Genomic DNA, 20,747 nt, shown 5'->3' with positions numbered 1-20,747 from the left:
GAGCTCAATAGTGGGGCCGGAATCCCGGGGGCGGGATCCCTGATCAGCGGTGCATGACACCGCAGGAACCTCCAAGCTTATACCAATCCTGAGCGCCTGCGCATCAACTGAGCAGGCATTCAGGCGTTATTCCTACTTACTTCAGGTTGATGATTTTTTTGGCATCCGCCTGGTTCTTCACGCCCTTCGCCAGCGCCTGCTGGGCGGCCTGCTTGGCCTCGGGGACGCGACCTTCGGCATGCAGGACGCGTGCCAGGTTCAGGTAGGTCTCACCGTCCTTGGAGAGCGGGGCAGCCTTCTGCCACGCATCGATCGCCTGCGGCACCTGGTCGGAGTAGTAGTAGGACTGGGCCAGCGCCAGGTAGACCTGGTAATCCGGCTTCAGGATGCCCTTCTGCAACCCTTCGTTGATGACCGCGATGACGTCCTTTTCCTTGTTCTCGGTGTTGGCATAGATCGAGTACAGCTGCTTGTACTCGCGCTCTTCGGTGAGCTGGCCGCTGCTGCGCAGCTTGTCCATCACCGCGGCGGCCTTCGGCATCTGGTCAGCCTGCATGTACATGTTGGCCAGATTCAGCTGGGCCTTCTTGTCCGTCGGGTTCTTGGCCGCCAGCGCTTCTGCGGCCTGCACGGCCTCACCGGTCTGGCCGGCTTCGGACAGGGCCGCCATCAGCAGCTGGTTCCAGTTGTCCTTCGGCTCGGCGGCGCCGGCGATGGCCTGCTTCAGCACCGGGATCGCTTCCTGGTAGCGCTCCAGCTGGTACAGCGCCTGGCCCTTGGCGATCAGCTCTTCCGGCTTGGTCGACTTGCTCTCTGCGAAGTACTTGTCCAGGGTGGCCAGGCCTTCGGCGGTCTTGTCTTCCTGCAGCTGCAGCTGGCCCAGCATCAGCATCGACTGGAAGTGGCCGTTGTTGTCCAGGCCGTTGAACTGGATCACCTGCTTCAGATACGCGATGGCGCCCGGCACGTCGTCGGTCTGGTAGGCGGCCTGCGAGGCCAGCTGCGCGGCCAGCGACTTGTCGTACTCGTTGGAAGCGCTGTCGGCCAGGATCGCGTCAGCCTGTTCGCGCGTCTCCGGGAACTTTTCCTTGTTGTAGCTGTCGATCATTTTCTGCAGCTTGCTGCCCATCTTGGCCGAGGCCTTGGCGGTCGGCTCCTGGCGGGTCGCATTCGGGTACAGCGGTTCGGCCTTGGCCTGCTTGCTGCTACCGCCGCGGCTGCCACGGTCGGAGGAACGCGAGGACTGCGCAAAGGCATCGGTGACCACGGCGCCGGTCAGGGCGGTCGCGACGAGGACGGAAAGCACAGCTTTGTGGTTACGGAAAATCATCGTTCACCTCGATCGAACCGCCGGATAGCGGCAAAGTCGGACTGTCAGAAAAATCTGAGCCGCCAAACGTATCAGAAACAGATGGCGTGAGAAATCGTTTTATGTGCTGCAATACAGCATAGAACTGCGCACTCATCCGCACTTTGGCCGCAGCCCGGCCGCCTGCGCCTGCTGGTAGACCGGCGTCAGGCCCGGTGCATCACGTCGCAGCTCCTGGATCCGGTTGGCCGGATCGGGGTGGGTGGACAGCCATTGCGGGCTGCGACCGCCGCTGGCGGCCATCATGTTCTGCCACAGGTCCACGGCCTGGGCCGGGTTGAATCCAGCCTGCGCCATCAGCCGCTGGCCAATCACGTCTGCCTCGCTTTCCTGCGTGCGCGAACCCGGCAGCAGGAAGGCCGCCTGCGCGCCCATCCCACCCAGTTGGTTGACCGTGCTGGCGGCGCCATCGCCATAGGCGGCACCGGCCAGCGCGCCCAGCACGGCCAGGCCGGTCTGCGCGCCCATCTGCCGGGTGATGCGTTCTTCGTGGTGACGCGCGATGACATGGCCGATCTCATGGCCGATCACGGCAGCCAACTGGTCCTGGTTCTTGGCGACGGTGAAAATGCCGGTGTTCACGCCCACTTTTCCGCCGGGCAGGGCAAAGGCGTTCGGTTCCTTGTCGACGAACACGGCGGTCTCCCACCGTACGCCACGGTACTGAGGCGGCAACTGCGCGACCAACGCGTTGACCACGCACTGCACGTAGCCGTTCTGGCGGCCATCGGTGCTGATCTTCTCTTTCTGCTTGGTCTCGGCAAACGCCTGCGCGCCGAGCTGGTCAAGCTGTGCCTGCGATACGCCGCCCACCATCTGCCGTCTTCCGGTTGGCGAGGTGGTGGTCGCACAGGCACTGACCACGGTGGTGATGACTAGAGCCAGCAGCAGTTGTTTCATGGGTCCGCCCCCGTGTTCATGTGCGCAGTGTGTAGCGTACCTGCTTAATCTTTCGTCAAGCGGGCACGGCGTTACGTTGACCCCAGGAACACCATTGCGGCGAGCGCCACCGCGTTGTTCAGCGCATGCGCCGTGATCGCCGCCCACAGGGTGCCGGTGCGGCGGTACAGCCAGCAGAAGGCGGCACCCATGCCGCCGTAGACCAGCCACAGCTGCGCCATGCCCAGCAGCGAGTTCTTGCTGACACCGGGCACTTCATGGACCAGGGCGAACGCCAGGCTGCTGAGGATGAGGCCCAGCCAGGGGCGGCCGGCCTGCCACAGGCGCCCGAACAGGACACGACGGAACAGCAGCTCTTCGTAGGCGGGGGCGAGGACGACCGCAAACAGCACCAGGAACAACGGGAAGCGCGCGATCGCGCTCTGCATCAGTTCCACGTTGGTCGGCACCGGCTCGATGCCGAACTGCTTGGAAAGGAAGGCGACGCCGTTGCTGCCAACCACGATCAGCGTGGCCACCAGCAGGGTCCAGCCCCAGGTGGAAGGACGCTGCAGCGCCTGTCGCGAGGCCAGGCGTTCGCCGGCGTTCGCCGGGCGCCGCCAGAAGTACAGCAGCAGCGCGGCACCACCGGTGGCGATCAGGGCCATCAGGATCTGGGCCAGGGCCCCGGGCTGGCCCACTGCCGCGCCGGCGCTGTCAGGTGTGAGTGCACCGCCATTGGCCGCGACGTTGGCGCGGCTGACCACGATCGCACGGTAGAAGCCCCAGAACAGTCCGGTGACCATGCTCAGGCCGACCAGGGTGACGGCGGCGATGCCCAGGTCGATGAAGAAACCTGCCAACGGTGCCACGGCGCGCGGCGGGGTAGACGGCGGCGGAACCGGAGGCGGAGCGGCGGAGACCGGGGCGGATGCGGACATCAGGTACCTGCGTTCAAGGGACGAAGGCCGGTGCAGCTCCCCGCGCACCGGCCAGGTCCCGATTGTGTCAGATATCCAGGTTGGCGACCTTCAGCGCATTGTCTTCGATGAAGTCACGACGCGGTTCGACCACATCGCCCATCAGGGTGCTGAAGATCTGGTCGGCAGCGACCGCATCCTCGATGCGCACCTGCAGCAGGCGACGGGTCTCCGGGTTCACCGTGGTATCCCACAACTGCTCCGGATTCATTTCACCCAGACCCTTGAATCGCTGGATCTGGCGGCCGCGCTTGGCCTCCTCGAGCAGCCAGTTCTGCGCCTTCGCGAAGCTGTCGACTTCGATCGACTTGGCGCCGCGGGAAATCGTTGCACCTTCGCGCACCAGCCCGTGCAGCAGCTTGGAGGCCTGGTGGATCGCACGCAGTTCGCCACTTTCGAACGCCGACAGCGGCAGCACCTGGATGTGCTCCTCGCCCATGTGGCGACGGGTCACCAGCACGGCGGCGGGGCGCTCCTCGTTGGCCTCCTGCAGTTCCAGGCTGAAACGCGGGCTGCCCAGGCTGCCCTGGTTGAGGCGCTTGGCCAGCGCATCCAGGCCTTCGCCTTCGCCCGCATTGCGCAGGCTGTCCATGTCCATCGGCACGAAATCGACCAGCGCTTCGAGCAGGTTGCGGTCATAGCGGTGGGCATTGCGTTCGATGGAATCGAGCGCGGCGGCATAGGCCAGCAGCAGCTTTTCCAGCGCCAGGCCTTCGATGCCCGGTTCGCCGGTGGCCGGCACCAGCGCGGCGTTTTCCACCGCACTGCTGGCCAGGTAACTGTCCAGCGCCGGGTCGTCCTTCAGGTACAGCTCCTGCTTGCCCTGCTTGATCTTGTACAGCGGCGGCAGGCCGATGTAGACGTAACCGCGCTCGATCAGCTCCGGCATCTGACGGTAGAAGAAGGTCAGCAGCAGGGTGCGGATATGGGCGCCGTCGACGTCGGCGTCGGTCATGATGATGATCTTGTGGTACCGCAGCTTGTCCGGGTTGTACTCGTCACGGCCGATGCCGGTGCCCAAGGCCGTGATCAGCGTACCCACCTGGTCGGAGGACAGCATGCGGTCGAAGCGTGCGCGTTCCACGTTGAGGATCTTGCCGCGCAGCGGCAGCACCGCCTGGTTCTTGCGGTTGCGGCCCTGCTTGGCCGAGCCACCTGCCGAGTCACCCTCGACGATGAACAGTTCGGACAGCGCCGGGTCCTTTTCCTGGCAGTCGGCCAGCTTGCCCGGCAGGCCGGCGATATCCAGCGCGCCCTTGCGGCGCGTCAGGTCGCGGGCCTTGCGCGCCGCTTCGCGTGCACGCGCAGCGTCGACGATCTTGCCGGCGATCGCCTTGGCTTCGTTCGGGTTTTCCTGCAGGAACTCTTCCAGGCGCGCGCCGAAGGCGTTTTCCACCGCCGGGCGCACGTCGGAGCTGACCAGCTTTTCCTTGGTCTGGCTGGAGAAGCTCGGGTCCGGCACCTTCACCGACAGCACCGCGATCATGCCTTCGCGCATGTCATCGCCGGTCAGGTTGATCTTGGCCTGCTTGGCGATGCCGTTCTGCTCGATGTAGTTGTTGAGCACACGGGTCAGCGCACCGCGGAAGCCGGCAAGGTGGGTGCCGCCGTCCTTCTGCGGAATGTTGTTGGTGAAGCAGTACATCGTCTCCTGGTAGGAGTCGGTCCACTGCAACGCCACATCCACGACGATGCCGTTGTGCTCGCCGGTGACCGAGATGACGTTCGGGTGCAGCGGGGTCTTCAGCTGGGCCAGATGCTCCACGAAGCTGCGGATGCCGCCTTCGTAGTGGAAGTCATCACGACGGCCATCGCCACGTTCGTCGGCAAGGACGATCTTGACGCCGGAGTTCAGGAACGACAGCTCGCGCAGGCGGCGAGCCAGGATGTCGTAGTGGAATTCCACGTTGTCGTGGAAGGCGACCGTCGACGGCCAGAAGCGCACGGTGGTGCCGCGCTTGGTGGTGGTTTCCAGCTTGGCCAGCGCGGTCACGGCGGCGCCGTTGCTGAATTCCTGCTGGTAGTGGAAGCCGTTCTGGAACACGTCCACCAGCAGCTTCTGCGACAGCGCGTTGACCACGCTGACGCCGACGCCGTGCAGGCCGCCGGACACCTTGTAGCTGTTGTCGTCGAACTTGCCGCCTGCGTGCAGGACGGTCATCACCACTTCGGCGGCCGACACTTCGCGACCGAGCTTGGCGCTCATCTGCTCGTGCTTGCCGGTCGGAATGCCGCGACCGTTGTCGGACACCGAGACCGAGCCGTCAGCATGGATCGTCACTGCAACGTGATCGGCGTGGCCAGCCAGGGCTTCGTCGATCGAGTTGTCGACAACCTCGAACACCATGTGGTGCAGACCGGTGCCGTCATGCACGTCGCCGATGTACATGCCGGGTCGCTTGCGGACAGCCTCCAGGCCTTCCAGGGCGGTGATGCTGTTGGCGTCGTAATTGCCGTTGTTTGCCGGGGTGTTCTGTTCGTCGCTCATTGCGCTTGCCGTAGGCTCCGCAGGTCGGCCACCGCTTGGAGCGATGCGCCGAGAATGAAAGGATTTCAACCCGAATTATACCAGCCGGGGTCGAGCGGCCCTGGTGTGCCCACTATGGCACAGCCACGATCTGTGCATGTTCCACGTGGAACCGGGCGATGTGGGTCAGTTCCTGCAGCGCCGCCGGCGTTTCGGTGGCGGTGATGAAGATCTGCGCCGGCCCACCGAGCAGGCGCTGCAGAACCCGCGTCTGGTGGGTGCGATCCAGCTCCGAGCCCAGATCGTCCAATGCGATCACCGGCCATTCGCCGCGCTGTTCCGCGTAGTCCTCGGCCTGCGCCAGCAGGCAGGCCAATGCCGTCAGCTTGGCCTGGCCGCGGGACAGCGCATCGCGACCCGGAATGCTGTGGAAATCCACGCTCCAGTCTGCCCGGTGCGGACCGACCGAGGTGTATCCGGCCTGGCGGTCACGTTCCCGGGCCAGAAGCAGCGCATCGGCCAGAGGGAGCTCGTGCCGACGCCAGCCCGGGCTGAGTTCCAGCGCCTGGATGCCGAGCTGCGGGGCCAGGCTGGAAGCCAGCGCCACGGTGCGCTGCTGCAGACGCTCCAGGTAGTGCTGCCGACGGCTGGTCAACGGTTCGCCGGCTTCAGCCAGTTCGTGATCCCAGGTATCCAGCATCCGCGACGGGCCACCTTGCTTGAGCAGGGCATTGCGCTGTTTCAGTGCCCGCGAATACCGGCGCCACAGGGACAGGAAATCAGGTTCCACGTGGAACAAGCCCCAATCGAGGAATCGGCGGCGAGGTTCACCACCACCGCTGACCAACGCATGGCTGCCTGGCTCGAATGTGACTACCGCAAGCGCTGCGCACAGATTGCCGAGCTGGGCCACGTCTTCGCCGTCCAGGCGCCCCTTCCAATCCTGGCCACTGTGCCGCAGGCCGGCCTTTCGGCGGTGCGGCGGGTGATTGGCACGTTGTTCGTCCCATTCCACGAAGATTTCCAGCGCTTCCTGGCCCTGGCGCACCAATCCATCGCGGACACGACCACGGAAGCTGCGCCCATAGGCCATCAGGTGCAGGGCCTCGAGCACGCTGGTCTTGCCGGCACCGTTGTCGCCGGTCAGCAGGTTCAATCCCGGCTGGGGCGACAGCTCCACCGCATTGAAGCGACGCAGTTGGTGCAGGGCGAGGCGGCGGATAAGCATGGGGCGCGAAAGACCATCCGCACGGGGCGGCAGAGGGGCAGGGAATTCATCAGCTTACTGCATCGGTCAAGCCGGACGTGCCCGGCCAGCTATCCGGCCAGCTATGGAGCAGTTACCGCAGGTCTGCCTGCGCCCTGACCGCTGGTTCCACGTGGCGCTGTTTCCTCATCCCAGCAGATGCGGGTCTCGGCAAGCCCGGAAATCCTTCGATTCTGCGAAGGGTAGCGGGGGTGTGAGCCTTGGATTTCGCCGATTTCAGGCGATGCCGTGGACAGCGCTTGCCTCGTCGCCGGCGAGTACCAGCGGATGAACCTGCAGATTCCTTGAAATCTACGGTCCCATGCCCTGGGCGGTTCCACAGATTTCAAAGAATTCAGACCGATCGTTCCACGCTGTCCACAGCTGCCCTGTATGACTTATACACAAGGTATGGGCAATCTGTGGATAAAAAAGCCCTTTTGCCATGCCTTCAAAACTATCCACAGGTTCCCCCCCAGGCTGGGAGGCCGATATACAGGGGGTTTCAGGTGCATAAATTTCTTTTAAATCAGTCAGATAAGGTGTTTTTCCACGAGATCTGGCTCTACCATCACCACCATGCTTTAGATTTATACCCAGATTTAGAAGCTAGGCTTGCCCCAATCTGCATCGAATCTTCCCTGTGGACAGCGGCGTTTGCAGAGGGAAGTCCATCGCGCCGCGATGCAGGATCATCGGTCCCTGTCTGGCCAGATCTGGGGACAGGCGACGAGTATCGGTTCCTGCACCTGGACTTTCGATCAATCGCGACTCGTCATTGCTACGATCCAGCGATCCTGTTTTCAACGATCGAGACGAACATCCCGGAAAGGCAACGGATTTCAACCGAGCCTATCGACGGAAGTGACGTCGTCCGGAGAACTGCGTCTTCTCGATGCTCCACGTGGAACCTGCAAAAAAAACGCCCGGGAAGATCCCGGGCGTCGTTCGGTTCCACGTGGAACAGCAGCTGTCAGAGACGCAGCGGCATCACCACGTGGCGCGACTTCTCGCTGCTGGACTCACGTACAAGCGCCGAGGAGTTGGAATCGCGCAGCTGGATGATGACTTCCTCATCGCGCAGGGCGGAGAGAGCATCCAGCAGGTAGTTCACGTTGAAGCCAATGGCCAGATCGCTGACCGTGGTATCGGCTTCGATCTCTTCCTGGGCTTCTTCCTGTTCCGGGTTGTGCGCGCTGATCTTCAGGTTGCCCGGCGAGACTTCCACGCGGATGCCGCGGTACTTCTCGTTGGACAGGATCGCGGCGCGCTGAAGCGAGGCTCGCAGCGCTTCGCGATCAACCTTCACTTCACGATCGGCACCGATCGGAATCACCGCTTCGTAGTCCGGGAAGCGGCCGTCGATCAGCTTCGAGGTAAAGGTGACATCGTCGCGCTTGACGCGCACGTGGCTGCGGCCGACTTCCAGCTCGATCTCGCGATCGCCGCTTTCCAGCAGTCGCTGCAGTTCGGTCACACCCTTGCGCGGCACGATGATCTGGCGCTTGGACCCGCTGGGCTTGGCCAGATCGGTTTCACACAGCGCCAGGCGGTGGCCGTCGGTGGCAACGGTACGCAGGGCATCGCCGCGCAGGTCGAACAGCAGGCCGTTGAGGTAGTAGCGCACGTCCTGCTGGGCCATCGCGAACGCGGTGCGCTCGATCAGCTCCTTCAGGGTCGCCTCACCGATGGCTACGCGCTCGGTGGCTTCCACTTCATCCACCGACGGGAAGTCGTTCGAAGGCAGCGTGGCCAGGGTGAAACGGCTGCGACCGGCCTGCACGGTGATCTTGTCTCCGGTCTGCGAGACGGTGATCCGGCTGCCGTCGGGCAGGGCGCGGATGATCTCGAACAGCTTGCGGGCGGGAATGGTGGTTTCGCCGTCCTGGGCATCTTCAACCGCGATCCGCGACACCATCTCCACTTCCAGGTCGGTACCGGTCAGCGACAGCTGGCCGTTCTGCACCTGGACCAGGAAATTGGCCAGAACCGGAAGGGTCTGGCGGCGTTCGACCACGTTGACGACCTGTGCCAACGGCTTGAGAAAGGCTTCGCGCTGCAGTGTGAAACGCATGTGGTTCCGTGCCCCTATGCTTTAAAAAATGTGGAATAAATCAAAAGCTTGGTGGTGCTGGTAGAGACAGAATCGCTGGAAAACAATGCTAAGTCTTTGTAATTAAAGGTATTTCAGACCTCGAAACCCTCTGCATTACCGACCCCCAGGGGGTGGGGAAAGCTGTGGATAAATCTGGCGCGATTTCAAACGGCATTTTTATCCACAACGTGTCCCGCGCTTGCTACCGGATTCTGCACCGTTTTGTGCGATGACGCCTCATCGGCATCCGTGCATCATTCGCTCAGCTTCCGGATCAGCTTGTCCCAGTCCTCACGGAGCTTGCCGTCGGTCTCCATCAGGGTCCGGATCTGGCGGCAGGCATGCAGCACCGTGGTGTGATCGCGACCGGCAAAGGCGTCGCCGATCTCGGGCAGGCTGTGCTCGGTCAGTTCCTTGGTCAGGGCCATGGCGACCTGGCGGGGACGGGCCAGCGAGCGGGTCCGACGCTTCGACAGCAGATCCTTGATCTGCAGGCCGTAGTAGTCGGCAACGGTTTTCTGGATGTTGGGAATGCTGATCGCCTGCTGCTGGGCGCGCAGCAGGTCACGCAGGGTTTCCTGGGCGAATTCGGTGGTGATCGCGCGGCCGGTGAAGTTGGCGCGGGCGGTCAGGGTATTCAGCGCGCCCTCGAGGTCGCGCACGTTGGAGCGCATCTTCTTGGCGATCAGGAACGCAACATCATCGGGAATCTCGGCACCGCGTTCGCGCGCCTTGGCCAGCACGATCGCGGCGCGGGTCTCGAAGTCCGGCGGTTCGATCGCGACCGACAGGCCCCAGGCAAGCCGCGACTTCAGGCGCGCTTCCAGGCCCTCGACTTCGCGCGGATAGCGGTCGCAGGTCAGGATGATCTGCTGCTTGCCATCGAACAACGCGTTGAAGGTGTGGAAGAACTCTTCCTGGGTGCGGTCCTTGCCGGCGAAGAACTGGATGTCATCGATCAGCAGCGCATCCACCTGCTGGAACTGGCGCTTGAACTGATCCATGGTCTTTTCCTGCAGGGCCCGGATCATCGCGCTGAAGAACTGTTCCGAACGCAGGTACAACACCTTTGCACCTGGATTGGCCTGGCGCATGGCGTTGCCGGCGGCGAACATCAGGTGGGTCTTGCCCAGGCCCGTGCCTCCGTACAGCAGCAGCGGGTTGTGCGCCCGGTCGCCCGGCTTCTGCGCTGCCTGGAAGGCGGCGGCCAGGCCCAGCTGGTTGCTGCGGCCTTCGACGAAGTTGGCGAACGTGTAGTGGCTGTCCAGATTGCCGGCGAAGGGCACCTGCGGTTCGCTGGACACATGCGCCGACGGCGTGGAAACCGGCGCGTTCTGCGCCTCCACAGGGCGCGGGCGCGAGCCGATTTCAAGAAAAACGTCGCTGAAACCGGCGAAATGCGCCAGCAGCTCGCGGATCCGGGCCAGGTACAGCTCGCGGACCTGGTCGACGATGAAGGCATTCGGTGCATACAGCACCAGGCTGTCCACGCGCAGATCGGCCTGCAGCGGCTTCAACCAGGTATGAACGTCTTCCGGCGGGAACTCCGCTTCGAGGCGCTCGAGACTACGGGACCAGGCATCCATCAGCAATAATCGTCCGGTGGCCGGGGCATGGACGCGACAAGGCGCCCAAACACAGGCCGGAAAGGGGGGAAATGGATGGCTCAGACTACCACCGAGCGCCCGCCTTCGGAATGCTTGTCCCCTACTTATTCACAAAAACATCCACAGCTATTGCACAGCCCGGTGAATTCGCGTAGCTGCCAGGGGTTGACGCGGGGTAGGGTACCTCTCTAGAATTTCCGGTTCTTTCCGTCCCATTCATACGAGAGGCCCCCAATGGCCACGAAGCGCACCTACCAGCCCAGCAACCTCAAGCGTAAGCGCGACCACGGCTTCCGTGCCCGTATGAAGACCGCTGACGGCCGCAAGATCCTGTCGCGTCGCCGCGCCAAGGGCCGCAAAGTCCTGAGCGCCTGATTGCCATGCCGCACCCCGCGGCAGACGCAATCCCTTCGACAGTGAATACTGCAGACCCGCGCAAGCGATTCCCTCGCTCTGCGCGGGTTCGCACGCGTGCCGAATATTCAACGGTCTTCAACGGCGCCCGCCGTGTGTCCGATCCGCTGATGACCCTGCACTGGCTGCCGGCTGACCGGCCGGCCAGGCTGGGTCTGGCGGTTTCCCGCAAGGTTGATCCGAACGCCGTGGGGCGTAACCGGATCAAGCGCGTCCTGCGCGACATCCTGCGTCAGACACGTACCGAAATCCAGCCAGGCGACTTCGTCGTCGTGGCGCGTAGTGCTGCGCGTTCCGCCAGCAACGACGAGATCCGCCAGGCCTTCCTGCGCCTGCTGCGTCGCCTGCGTGCATTGCCCGCGCCGGGCGTGGACGGCACAATGCCGCCGCCTGATGGCATCGCAACTCCTTCTTTGACCGAGCCGGCATCGCGTCCCGGCCCCGCCGAGCCTGTCCGCTGATGAACCAGACCCGCGTATTCCTCATTTTTGCCTGGCTGATGGTGGCCGTGCTGCTGTGGATGGAGTGGAGCCGTGAAAAGGCTGCTCCGACCCCGGCACCGACGACCACGTCGGCCCCGGCTGCTGCACAGAGTGTTCCGGGCGCGACCCCGGGCAGCATCCCCAGCGCGCAGGTCCCGGGTGCGCCGGGCCAGGCCGCTGTGCAGGCCCAGGCCAGCGCCACCCCGGCCAGCCAGCGCGTGACCGTCACCACCGACGTGCTGCGCCTGGTACTGGACGGCGGCCGTGTGCTCGATGCCGAGCTGCTGCAGTTCCCGCAGACCAAGGACGAAGGCAGCCCGCCGGTTCGCCTGCTGACCGAAGACCCCGCGCATCCGTACAGCGCGATCAGTGGCTGGGCCAGCGAAGACAAGAACACCCCGGTTCCCGGCGCTGACGGCTTCAAGCTGGTCGGTGATACCAAGGACTTCGTGCTGGCCAAGGGCCAGAACGAACTGCAGATCCCGTTCGTGTGGACCGCCGACAACGGCGTGACCATCAAGCGCACCCTGACCGTCTCGCGCAACGAGTACGCCGTGCGCTTCAAGGACGAAGTCAGCAATGCCGGCGCCGCACCGTGGAACGGCTACGTCTACCGCACCCTGGACCGCACCCCGACCATCCTGTCGCGGAGCATGACCAACCCGGATTCGTTCAGCTTCAACGGCGCCACCTGGTACGACAACGACAAGAAGTACCAGCGTCGTGCGTTCAAGGATTACCTGGACGACGGCGCACTGAACCAGAACATCACCGGCGGCTGGCTGGCGATGCTGCAGCACCACTTCTTCACCGCCTGGATCCCGCAGAAGGACCAGACCGCGCACTACGTGCTGTCGCAGGTGGCCGGTCGTGACCTGATTGAAGCGCGTGGCCCGGCCTTCACCGTGGCCCCGGGCCAGTCCACCAGCACCGAGGCCCGCCTGTGGGTCGGCCCGAAGCTGGTCAACCTGATCGCCAAGGAAGACGTGCCGGGCCTGGACCGCGTGGTCGACTACAGCCGCTTCTCGATGATGGCGGTGATCGGCCAGGGCCTGTTCTGGGTGCTGAACCAGGTGCACAAGCTGGTCGGCAACTGGGGCTGGGCGATCGTCGGCCTGGTGGTGCTGCTGAAGCTGGTGCTGTACCCGCTGTCGGCGACCCAGTACAAGAGCGGTGCCAAGATGCGCCGCTTCCAGCCGCGCATCGCGCAGCTGAAGGAACGCTATGGCGATGACCGCCAGAAGTTCCAGACCGCGATGATGGAGCTGTACAAGAAGGAAAAGATCAATCCGATGGGCGGCTGCCTGCCGATCCTCATCCAGATGCCGATCTTCTTCGCCCTGTACTGGGTGCTGGTGGAATCGGTCGAACTGCGCCAGGCGCCCTGGTTCGGCTGGATCCAGGACCTGACCGCACGCGATCCGTACTTCATCCTGCCGGTCATCAACGTGGCAGTGATGTGGTTCACCCAGAAGCTGACCCCGGCACCGGGCATGGACCCGATGCAGCAGAAGATGATGCAGTTCATGCCGCTGGTGTTCGGCGTCATGATGGCCTTCATGCCGTCCGGCCTGGTCCTGTACTGGGTGGTCAACGGCGGCCTGGGCCTGCTGCAGCAGTGGTGGATGACCAAGCGCCATGGCGGCGAGCCGGTTGCGGCCACCACCGCTCCGGCCCCGGTCAAGAAGAAGTAATCGGTAGAGCCGGCCGCTGGCCGGCTGACCCCAGCAAAAGCCCGCCGCAAGGCGGGCTTTTCGCATGCGGCGGTAGAATCGCCGGCACACCGTTCCTCCCACCTTCGAGTTCGCCATGCCGCGTGCGTCGTCGTTCCGCCTGTTCCTGCCCTCGCTGTTGTTGACCCTGGTTGTTGCCGGCTGCGGCGACAAGGACGCGAAGGCGCCGGCGACCACCGTCACCCAGCCAAGCGCGCAGGCCGCGGCCGCCGCCGATCCGGCCGCCGCGCCGTTGCTGGCGGCGCTGCAGAAGCAGCTCGACGGCTACCGCCGGATCATCGTGCTGCTGGCAGACGAGGAACAGCAATCGGCCGCCGACCGCGGCACCTCCACGCGTGTGGGCCAGCAGCTGTTCCACGATGGCCTGGAACAGCGCACGGCGATCGCCGCGCAGTTCGACACCCTGCTGCGCGGCTCCAGCCCGCAGCGCTTCGCCACCCTCGGCACCGTGCTGGACTACATCGAGTCGGCGCCGGAACTGTTCGACGCCGACCGCCTGGCCTTCCGCGAAGTGCTGCGTGATCTGCATGAGCGGGTCGGCACTGATTCGTCGCTGCCGGCGGTCAAGCTGCACCAGCGCATCGGCGAGGACCTGGAGGCACTCGACGAGATCGAGCGAAACTACAACCAGGAACTGACCCGCATCTTCAGCCGCTTCGAGCGCACCCGTGCCATCGGGCTGAAGCGTGAGAAGTGGGACGACTACATCGCCCACCTGCACAAGGACTACAGCCGCGAAGCGATCCTGCGCGACTACGGCGTGATCGAGCCCTACCCGATGTCGATGAAGGACAGCGACCGCGAGATCTTCGGCCGCGACCTGCCGGCCAGGACCGTGGTGCTGACCTTCGACGATGGCCCGCACAAGGCCTATACCGATGAAGTGGTGGCCATCCTCAAGCGCTACGACGTGCCGGGCGTGTTCTTTGAAGTGGGCCGCAACCTGGGCAAGGTCGAGGCCGATGGCAAGGTCAGCCTCGGCCCGATGGCGAAGATCAGCCGCAACCTGATGGAAGAGGGCTATGCGGTCGGCAACCACAGCCTGACCCACGCCCAGCTGTCGCGCACCACCGGTGACGCGCTGCGCCAGCAGGTGCTCGACACCGACACGCTGCTGAAGGATGTCGACAGCAAGCGCGCGCCGCTGTTCCGTTTCCCGTATGGCGCGCGCAATGCCGAAGGCCTGCAGCTGCTCAACGAGGCCGGGCTGAAGTCGATCATGTGGAACATCGACTCGATGGACTGGGCCGACCCGGTACCGGAATCGATCGTGCAGCGCGTGCTAGACCAGGTGAACAAGGAACAGCGCGGCATCATCCTGTTCCACGACATCCACGATCGTGCGGTGAAGGCGCTGCCGCAGATCCTCGACCGGCTGATCGCCGATGGTTACCAGTTCGCCGGCTGGAACGGCCGTGACTTCACTGTCGCCCGTGCGCGCAAGGGTGATGCCGGTGCCGCCACGGTCACCACCGGCTACGAGAAGTCCTGGGCGATCGTGGTCGGCATCGACAACTATGCCAAGTGGCCGAAGCTGGAGTACGCCAGCCACGACGCGCAGGCGGTGGCCGATACCCTGACCGGGCAGTTCGGCTTCCCGTCCTCGCAGGTGATCGTGCTGAAGAACGAGCAGGCGACCCGCAACAACATCCTCGCGGCCTTCCACGATCGCCTGGCCGATGACCGCACCGGCAAGAACGACCGCGTGTTCGTGTTCTTCGCCGGCCATGGCGCGACCCGCCAGCTCGCTTCCGGGCGCGACCTGGGCTACATCATTCCGGTCGATTCGGACCCGAAGGAATTCGCCACCGACGCCATCGCGATGACCGACATCCAGAACATTGCCGAGAGCATGCAGGCCAAGCATGTGATGTTCGTGATGGATGCCTGCTACAGCGGCCTGGGCCTGACCCGCGGTGGCCCGTCGTCGTCGTCGTTCCTGCGCGAGAACGCGCGTCGCAGCGCGCGGCAGATGCTGACCGCCGGTGGTGCCGACCAGCAGGTGGCCGATGCTGGCCCCAACGGCCACTCAGTGTTCACCTGGGTGCTGTTGCAGGCGCTGGCCGGCAAGGGCGACCTCAACGGCGACGGCCTGATCACCGGTACCGAGCTGGCCGCCTACGTGGCGCCGGCCGTATCGGCGGTCTCGCACCAGACCCCGGCCTTCGGCAGCCTGCCCGGTTCGCAGGGCGGCGAGTTCGTGTTCCAGGTGCCGGGCAGCCAGGAATTCCTCAACGCCGATACGCGCCAGCTGACCGCCGATGCGATCGCGCTGAACAACAAGGTGGATGCGGCCAGCGAGGCCAAGGGCAGCCAGGCGCCGGTGACGGTGGCCGACCTGCAGGGTGGCAAGGCCAAGCTGGTGGTGCCCACCGCTGGCCCGGCGTCAGACCGCCAGCGCGCGCAGCAGGCCAACGACCGCGGCCTGCAGCTGTACCGCGAGAAGCAGTACGACGAGGCAGCCGCGCAGTTCGCCGAAGCGCTGAAGCTGCGTCCTGATTTCGCCCAGGCCGCCAACAACCTCGGCTTCGTCTACTACCGCCAGCAGCGCTATGCAGAAGCCGCGCGCTGGCTGGAGAACACGCTGAAGATCGACCCGTCGCGCGCGGTGGCCCATCTGAACCTGGGCGATGCCTACTTCAACGCCGGCGACAAGGCCAAGGCGAAGCAGGCCTACACCACCTACCTGGCGCTGCAGCCGCAGGGCAGTGGCGCGGCCCAGGCGCGCGCGCAGCTGGAGAAGCTCTGAGCCATGAACGACGCGATCCGCACCGACACCATCGTGGCCATCGCCAGCGCCCCCGGCGCCGGCGGTGTCGGCCTGTTGCGCCTGTCCGGTCCGCGCGCTGCGGCGATTGCCAATGCGCTGGGGGCGCCTGCACTGCGCCCGCGCCACGCGCACTACGCGCGCCTGCGTGATGCCGACGGCGAGGTCATCGACGATGGCATCGTGCTGTGGTTCCCGGCACCGAACAGTTTCACCGGCGAAGAGGTGGTGGAACTGCAGGGCCATGGCAGCCCGGTGCTGCTGCAGCAGCTGGTCGCGCGCTGCATCGCGCTCGGTGCGCGCCAGGCGCGGCCGGGTGAGTTCAGCGAACGGGCGTTCCTCAACGGCAAGCTGGACCTGGCCCAGGCCGAGGCCATCGCCGACCTGATCGCCGCGGGCGACAACCGTGCCGCACGCGCGGCGCGTCGTTCACTGGATGGCGTGTTCTCGCGCCGCATCGATGCGGTGGTCGAGCAGCTGGTGCTGCTGCGCATCCACGTGGAAGCGGCCATCGACTTCGCCGACGAACCGCTGGATACCCTCGGTGGCGCGCAGGTGCGGCGTGGGCTGGAACAGGCGCGCAGCGATCTGGCCATTCTGCGCCGCGATGCCGAACGCGGCCGTCGCCTGCGCGATGGCCTGCACGCGGTGCTGATCGGTCCGCCGAATGCGGGCAAGAGTTCATTGCTCAACGCGCTGGCCGGCAGCGAACGCGCCATCGTCACCGACATCGCCGGCACCACCCGCGACACCCTGCGCGAAACCATCCGCCTGGATGGCCTGGAGCTGACCCTGGTCGACACCGCCGGCCTGCGCGACGGCGGCGACGCCATCGAACGCGAAGGCATGCGCCGCGCCCACGTGGAAATCGAGCGCACCGACCTGGCGCTGATCGTGCTGGATGCGCGCGATCCGGCGGCCGGTGAAGCGGCGCTGGGCGAGGCCGTGGCGGCGGTACCGCACAAGGTCTATATCCACAACAAGTCGGATCTGCTGGCGGCGTTGCCGTCGCTGGCTGATCCGGATCGGGTGTTCGTTTCGGCCGCCACCGGCGCCGGGCTCGACGACCTGCATGCGCGCCTGCGTTCGATTGCTTCGGCCGGTGCCGGTGAGCAGGTGGACGGCGAGTTCTCCGCGCGCACGCGCCACGTGGATGCGATTGAACGCGCGCAGGAACATGCGCAGCGCGCCGATGGCGAGCTGGCGCACGAGCACCTGGAGCTGGCCGCCGAGGAACTGCGGCTGGCCCACGATGCGCTGGGTGAGATCACCGGGCAGATGAGTGCCGATGATCTGCTGGGGAGGATCTTCTCCAGTTTCTGCATCGGCAAGTAACTGTAGAGCCGAGCCCATGCTCGGCTGTTCTACCCGTCAGCCGAGCATGGGCTCGGCTCTACAGGGACTGGCTTCCCCCACCTGTCACATTGCCGCCGCATACTGACGCCCATCACATACCGCTTGGGGAAGTCGCAGTGAAGTCGTGGGGTTGTGCGTTGCTGTTGTCGCTGGCCGTGGCACCATCGGTGGCCATGAGTGCTGAATCCTCCACCCCGGCCGTGCCCAAGGTGTCGGTCTACGGCCATCGCGGGGCAAGCGCACTGCTGCCCGAGCACACCCTGGCCTCGTATGCGCAGGCCATCGCCGATGGCGCCGACTACATCGAACCGGACCTGGTGATGACCCGGGACGGGGTGATGGTGGCCCGCCACGAGAACGAGATCGGCGGCACCACCGACGTCGCCTCGCATCCGGAGTTCGCCAACCGCCGTACCCGCAAGGTGATCGATGGGCAGCAGGTCGAGGGCTGGTTCACCGAGGACTTCACCCTGGCCGAGCTGAAGACCCTGTACGCCCGTGAGCGCCTGCCGGAGCTGCGCAGCACCGCCTACGACGGCCAGTTCCGCATCGCCAGCCTGGACGAGATCCTGGCCTTCCTGGTGCAGCAGGCCGGGCGCGCCAACCGTGGCATCGGCCTCGTGCCGGAGATCAAGCACCCGACCTATTTCCAGTCCATCGGCCTGCCGATGGAAGACAAGCTGCTGGCCGCGCTGCGTGGCAACGCGTACACCAATGTCGGCCCGGTCACGATCCAGTCATTCGAGACTGCCAACCTGCGCTACCTGCATGGCAAGATCGGCCGGGGCAGCAACATCCGCCTGCTGCAGCTGCTGTGGAAGGGCGATACCCAGCCGGCCGACATCGCCAAGGCCGGCGGCACGCTGACCTATGCGCAGATGATGACCCCGGCCGGGCTGAAGGACATCGCCGCCTACGCCGATGGCATCGGCCCCGAGCTGCGCTCGATCATTCCGCTGGATGCCAAGGGCGCGCTGGGCACGCCGACCTCGCTGGTACGAGATGCGCACGCGGCCGGCCTGATGGTGATTCCGTACACCTTCCGCCCCGAAAACCATTTCCAGCCCAGCAACCTGCGCAAGGGCGCCGACAACGCGCGCAACGTCGAAGGCTCGATCGCCGAGATGCGCGCCTACCTGGCGACCGGCATCGATGCCTTCTTCACCGATGATCCGGCGCTGGGCCGGCAGGCGGTGGATGGGATGGGCACAGCGGGGAACTGAGCGATCAACGCGCCGGGCATGGCCCGGCGCTACCCGGGGGCCGGTGTGCTCTGGTAGGTGCCAACCTTGGTTGGCACGCAACAACCGCGCTGACCAAGGTCGGCCACTACCGGTTCATGAGGTTGCCGGCCAGCGGCCGGCACGACCGTCCCCTCAACCGCGCGGCTCGTCCGGGCGGCGGAACGGGATCACCACGTAGTCCTGGCCCTCGCGCGGCTGCCACAACACCGGTACGCGCTGCGGAGACGGCGGCTCCAGCTCGTCGTCGGCCAGCGGCTCGGCCTCGTCTTCTTCGTCTTCCCAGCTGTAGCGCTGGCGCGGCGGCAGCGGATCGGCGTTGCGGAACAGCAGCGCGGCGATGATGCCGGCGAAGGCGCCGCCCATGTGCGACTGCCAGGACACGCCATCGGCGTGCGGCAATACGGTCATCAGCATGCCGCCATAGAACAGCATGCCGATCAGGCCGGTGGCGATTGCCGCACGGTCGCGGCGCAGCAGGCCGAGGCTGGCCAGCAGGAACATCAGGCCATGGGTCACGCCACTGGCACCCAGGTGCACGCTGCCCGGATTGCCCAGCATCCACGCGCCGAGGCCCGAACCCAGCCACAGCAGGGGCAGGGCGCGCACGGTGGCTTTGGGATACACACTGCCGGCCAGGGTGCCGAGGATCAGGATGGCGATGCTGTTGGCGGCGATGTGCTCGACCGAGGCATGCAGCATCGGGCCGCCGATCAGGCCGAGCAGGCCCTTGGCTTCCAGCGGCGCAACCGCCCACGGTCGCCAGTCGAACGTGCCCTGCAGGGCGAACACGGCCACCAGCACCAGCACGGCCGCCAGGCTGACATTGAACGCCCGCAGGATGCGCGAGCGGTCAGTGCGGGGGGCCGGCACGTCGCCGGCGGGCAGGGGCGTGTTGTTGTCCATACCTCAGCAATGGCGGTGGCTGGCGCGAAACCAAGGCCACTGTTGCGGGAGAGTGGGTGCGGCCGGCGGGACAATCCCGCCGGCCGCGTCTTCCCACCGCTCAGGCTCAGGCGTGGCCCGAGCCTTCCTTCGGCGGGTACTTCAGGCTCAGCACCACGGTGGCGGCGATGATCACCGCGACCACGCCCAGCGACACCGGGGTCGGGATCTTGAACAGGTCGATGATCATCATCTTGATGCCGATGAAGGCCAACACCAGCGCCAGGCCGTACGGCAGCAGGTGGAAGCGGTCGGCCATGCCGGCCAGCAGGAAGAACATCGCACGCAGGCCCAGCACCGCGAACACGTTGGAGGTGAGCACGATGAACGGGTCGGTGGTGATCGCGAAGATCGCCGGGATGCTGTCCACGGCGAAGATCACGTCGGTGACCGCGATCAGGATCAGCACCGCGAACAGCGGGGTGAACCAGCGCACGCCATCGCGCTTCACGCTCAGCGCGTTGCCGGCGTAGTCCGGCAGCAGGCGCAGGTGCTTGCGCATCCAGCGCAGGGCGGGGTTGGTTTCCAGATCCGGTTCCTGGCCGGCGGCGAACCACATCTTCCAGCCGGTGAACAGCAGGAAGGCACCGAACACGTAGAGCAGCCAATGGAACTGGCTGATCAGCACGCTGCCGGCGAAGATCATGATCGTACGCAGCACGATCGCACCCAGGATGCCGATGATCAGCACCTTCTGGCGCTGCTCCTCCGGTACTGCGAAGTAGCTCATGATCATCAGGAACACAAAGATGTTGTCGACCGCCAGCGCCTTCTCGACCAGGTAGCCGGTCAGGAATTCGAGGCCGACCTTGTTGGCCACCACCTGGCCGGCGGTCTCATTCAGGTAGTACCAGAGGCCGGCGTTGAACAGCAGGGCCAGCGCGACCCAGCCGATCGACCACCACAGGGCTTCCTTGAAGGTGACCTTGTGCGGTCCACCATGGCGCATCAACACGAGGTCGACCAGCAGGGCGATGACCACCACCGCTGCGAAGCCGCCCCACAACCACACGTTACCGATCGTCTGCATTGGGAATGTCCGTTGGAAAGATGAATGCCAGGCCGGACGGCGAGGATCTGCAACGGAGGATCGGGAGGGGGATCCAGGGACAGAGCTTCGCCAGTACGGCGAAGGTCTCGCTCGCAGTTCCAGTCGGCTGGAACTG

15 protein-coding genes are annotated in these 20,747 nt (G+C 65.2%); 6 read left to right on the top strand and 9 right to left on the bottom strand.

Annotation, left to right across the window (positions count from 1 at the left end):
• Positions 1-136 precede the first annotated feature (136 nt).
• From ACT6SE_RS21180 to dnaA, 7 genes are all read right to left on the bottom strand, one after another.
• The gene (locus ACT6SE_RS21180) at positions 137-1,330 is read right to left on the bottom strand and encodes a tetratricopeptide repeat protein (RefSeq protein WP_014035419.1); all 1,194 of its coding nucleotides are present in this window, start codon (positions 1,328-1,330) and stop codon (positions 137-139) included.
• A gap of 132 nt (positions 1,331-1,462) precedes the next feature.
• Entirely contained in the window at positions 1,463-2,269 is an 807-nt protein-coding gene (locus tag ACT6SE_RS21175) for a M48 family metallopeptidase (RefSeq protein ID WP_014645409.1), read from the bottom strand.
• A 71-nt stretch (positions 2,270-2,340) separates the two neighbouring features.
• Complete coding sequence (locus ACT6SE_RS21170; RefSeq protein WP_046433405.1) at positions 2,341-3,189, bottom strand: CPBP family intramembrane glutamic endopeptidase; 849 nt, start codon at positions 3,187-3,189, stop codon at positions 2,341-2,343.
• A 67-nt stretch (positions 3,190-3,256) separates the two neighbouring features.
• On the bottom strand, positions 3,257-5,716 hold the full coding sequence (gene gyrB / locus ACT6SE_RS21165) for a DNA topoisomerase (ATP-hydrolyzing) subunit B (RefSeq protein ID WP_014645407.1): 2,460 nt from the start codon (positions 5,714-5,716) through the stop codon (positions 3,257-3,259).
• A 112-nt stretch (positions 5,717-5,828) separates the two neighbouring features.
• Positions 5,829-6,923 (bottom strand): DNA replication/repair protein RecF, encoded by a 1,095-nt coding sequence (recF, locus tag ACT6SE_RS21160; protein WP_046433401.1) that lies wholly within the window; start codon positions 6,921-6,923, stop codon positions 5,829-5,831.
• 991 nt (positions 6,924-7,914) lie between these two features.
• Positions 7,915-9,015, bottom strand: coding sequence for a DNA polymerase III subunit beta (gene dnaN / locus ACT6SE_RS21155; RefSeq protein ID WP_005411731.1), 1,101 nt, complete (start codon positions 9,013-9,015; stop codon positions 7,915-7,917).
• Positions 9,016-9,290: 275 nt separating this feature from the next.
• Positions 9,291-10,622 carry a chromosomal replication initiator protein DnaA gene (gene dnaA / locus ACT6SE_RS21150; RefSeq protein WP_014645405.1) on the bottom strand — a complete coding sequence of 444 codons (1,332 nt, stop codon included), beginning with the start codon at positions 10,620-10,622 and terminating at the stop codon, positions 9,291-9,293.
• Between the two features lie 255 nt (positions 10,623-10,877).
• Here dnaA and rpmH point away from each other — a divergent pair, with 255 nt between their 5' ends.
• The 6 genes from rpmH to ACT6SE_RS21120 all read left to right on the top strand — a co-directional run bounded on the left by rpmH (position 10,878) and on the right by ACT6SE_RS21120 (position 18,618).
• Positions 10,878-11,018: a 50S ribosomal protein L34 gene (rpmH, locus tag ACT6SE_RS21145; RefSeq protein WP_005411729.1), complete on the top strand. Its 141-nt coding sequence runs from the start codon at positions 10,878-10,880 to the stop codon at positions 11,016-11,018.
• 5 nt (positions 11,019-11,023) lie between these two features.
• Positions 11,024-11,518, top strand: coding sequence for a ribonuclease P protein component (gene rnpA, locus ACT6SE_RS21140; protein WP_080053031.1), 495 nt, complete (start codon positions 11,024-11,026; stop codon positions 11,516-11,518).
• Positions 11,518-13,233, top strand: a complete 1,716-nt coding sequence (yidC, locus tag ACT6SE_RS21135) for a membrane protein insertase YidC (protein WP_014648955.1) — start codon at positions 11,518-11,520, stop codon at positions 13,231-13,233. The genes rnpA and yidC overlap by 1 nt, the downstream gene beginning before the upstream one ends.
• A 115-nt stretch (positions 13,234-13,348) precedes the next feature.
• Positions 13,349-16,021: a polysaccharide deacetylase family protein gene (locus tag ACT6SE_RS21130; protein WP_046433398.1), complete on the top strand. Its 2,673-nt coding sequence runs from the start codon at positions 13,349-13,351 to the stop codon at positions 16,019-16,021.
• Positions 16,022-16,024: 3 nt separating this feature from the next.
• Positions 16,025-17,374, top strand: coding sequence for a tRNA uridine-5-carboxymethylaminomethyl(34) synthesis GTPase MnmE (mnmE, locus tag ACT6SE_RS21125; protein ID WP_014648953.1), 1,350 nt, complete (start codon positions 16,025-16,027; stop codon positions 17,372-17,374).
• A gap of 137 nt (positions 17,375-17,511) precedes the next feature.
• On the top strand, positions 17,512-18,618 hold the full coding sequence (locus ACT6SE_RS21120) for a glycerophosphodiester phosphodiesterase (RefSeq protein WP_046433397.1): 1,107 nt from the start codon (positions 17,512-17,514) through the stop codon (positions 18,616-18,618).
• A gap of 153 nt (positions 18,619-18,771) precedes the next feature.
• Here ACT6SE_RS21120 and ACT6SE_RS21115 read toward each other — a convergent pair whose 3' ends face one another.
• Complete coding sequence (locus tag ACT6SE_RS21115) at positions 18,772-19,542, bottom strand: rhomboid family intramembrane serine protease (RefSeq protein WP_046433395.1); 771 nt, start codon at positions 19,540-19,542, stop codon at positions 18,772-18,774.
• Positions 19,543-19,648: 106 nt separating this feature from the next.
• Positions 19,649-20,611 (bottom strand): TerC family protein, encoded by a 963-nt coding sequence (locus ACT6SE_RS21110; protein WP_014648950.1) that lies wholly within the window; start codon positions 20,609-20,611, stop codon positions 19,649-19,651.
• Positions 20,612-20,747: the final 136 nt, after the last annotated feature.

This window comes from Stenotrophomonas sp. LC732, assembly GCF_052446685.1.
Classification (GTDB): Bacteria; Pseudomonadota; Gammaproteobacteria; order Xanthomonadales; family Xanthomonadaceae; genus Stenotrophomonas; species Stenotrophomonas muris.
This window is presented reverse-complemented; position numbering and strand designations above follow the sequence as displayed.

Excerpts from the sequence above, each read along its gene's own strand:
- ACT6SE_RS21180 (WP_014035419.1), bottom strand. The coding sequence starts at position 1,330 with ATGATTTTCCGTAACCACAAAGCTGTGCTTTCCGTCCTCGTCGCGACC.
- ACT6SE_RS21175 (WP_014645409.1), bottom strand. The coding sequence starts at position 2,269 with ATGAAACAACTGCTGCTGGCTCTAGTCATCACCACCGTGGTCAGTGCC.
- ACT6SE_RS21170 (WP_046433405.1), bottom strand. The coding sequence starts at position 3,189 with ATGTCCGCATCCGCCCCGGTCTCCGCCGCTCCGCCTCCGGTTCCGCCG.
- gyrB (WP_014645407.1), bottom strand. The coding sequence starts at position 5,716 with ATGAGCGACGAACAGAACACCCCGGCAAACAACGGCAATTACGACGCC.
- recF (WP_046433401.1), bottom strand. The coding sequence starts at position 6,923 with ATGCTTATCCGCCGCCTCGCCCTGCACCAACTGCGTCGCTTCAATGCG.
- dnaN (WP_005411731.1), bottom strand. The coding sequence starts at position 9,015 with ATGCGTTTCACACTGCAGCGCGAAGCCTTTCTCAAGCCGTTGGCACAG.
- dnaA (WP_014645405.1), bottom strand. The coding sequence starts at position 10,622 with ATGGATGCCTGGTCCCGTAGTCTCGAGCGCCTCGAAGCGGAGTTCCCG.
- rpmH (WP_005411729.1), top strand. The coding sequence starts at position 10,878 with ATGGCCACGAAGCGCACCTACCAGCCCAGCAACCTCAAGCGTAAGCGC.
- rnpA (WP_080053031.1), top strand. The coding sequence starts at position 11,024 with ATGCCGCACCCCGCGGCAGACGCAATCCCTTCGACAGTGAATACTGCA.
- yidC (WP_014648955.1), top strand. The coding sequence starts at position 11,518 with ATGAACCAGACCCGCGTATTCCTCATTTTTGCCTGGCTGATGGTGGCC.
- ACT6SE_RS21130 (WP_046433398.1), top strand. The coding sequence starts at position 13,349 with ATGCCGCGTGCGTCGTCGTTCCGCCTGTTCCTGCCCTCGCTGTTGTTG.
- mnmE (WP_014648953.1), top strand. The coding sequence starts at position 16,025 with ATGAACGACGCGATCCGCACCGACACCATCGTGGCCATCGCCAGCGCC.
- ACT6SE_RS21115 (WP_046433395.1), bottom strand. The coding sequence starts at position 19,542 with ATGGACAACAACACGCCCCTGCCCGCCGGCGACGTGCCGGCCCCCCGC.
- ACT6SE_RS21110 (WP_014648950.1), bottom strand. The coding sequence starts at position 20,611 with ATGCAGACGATCGGTAACGTGTGGTTGTGGGGCGGCTTCGCAGCGGTG.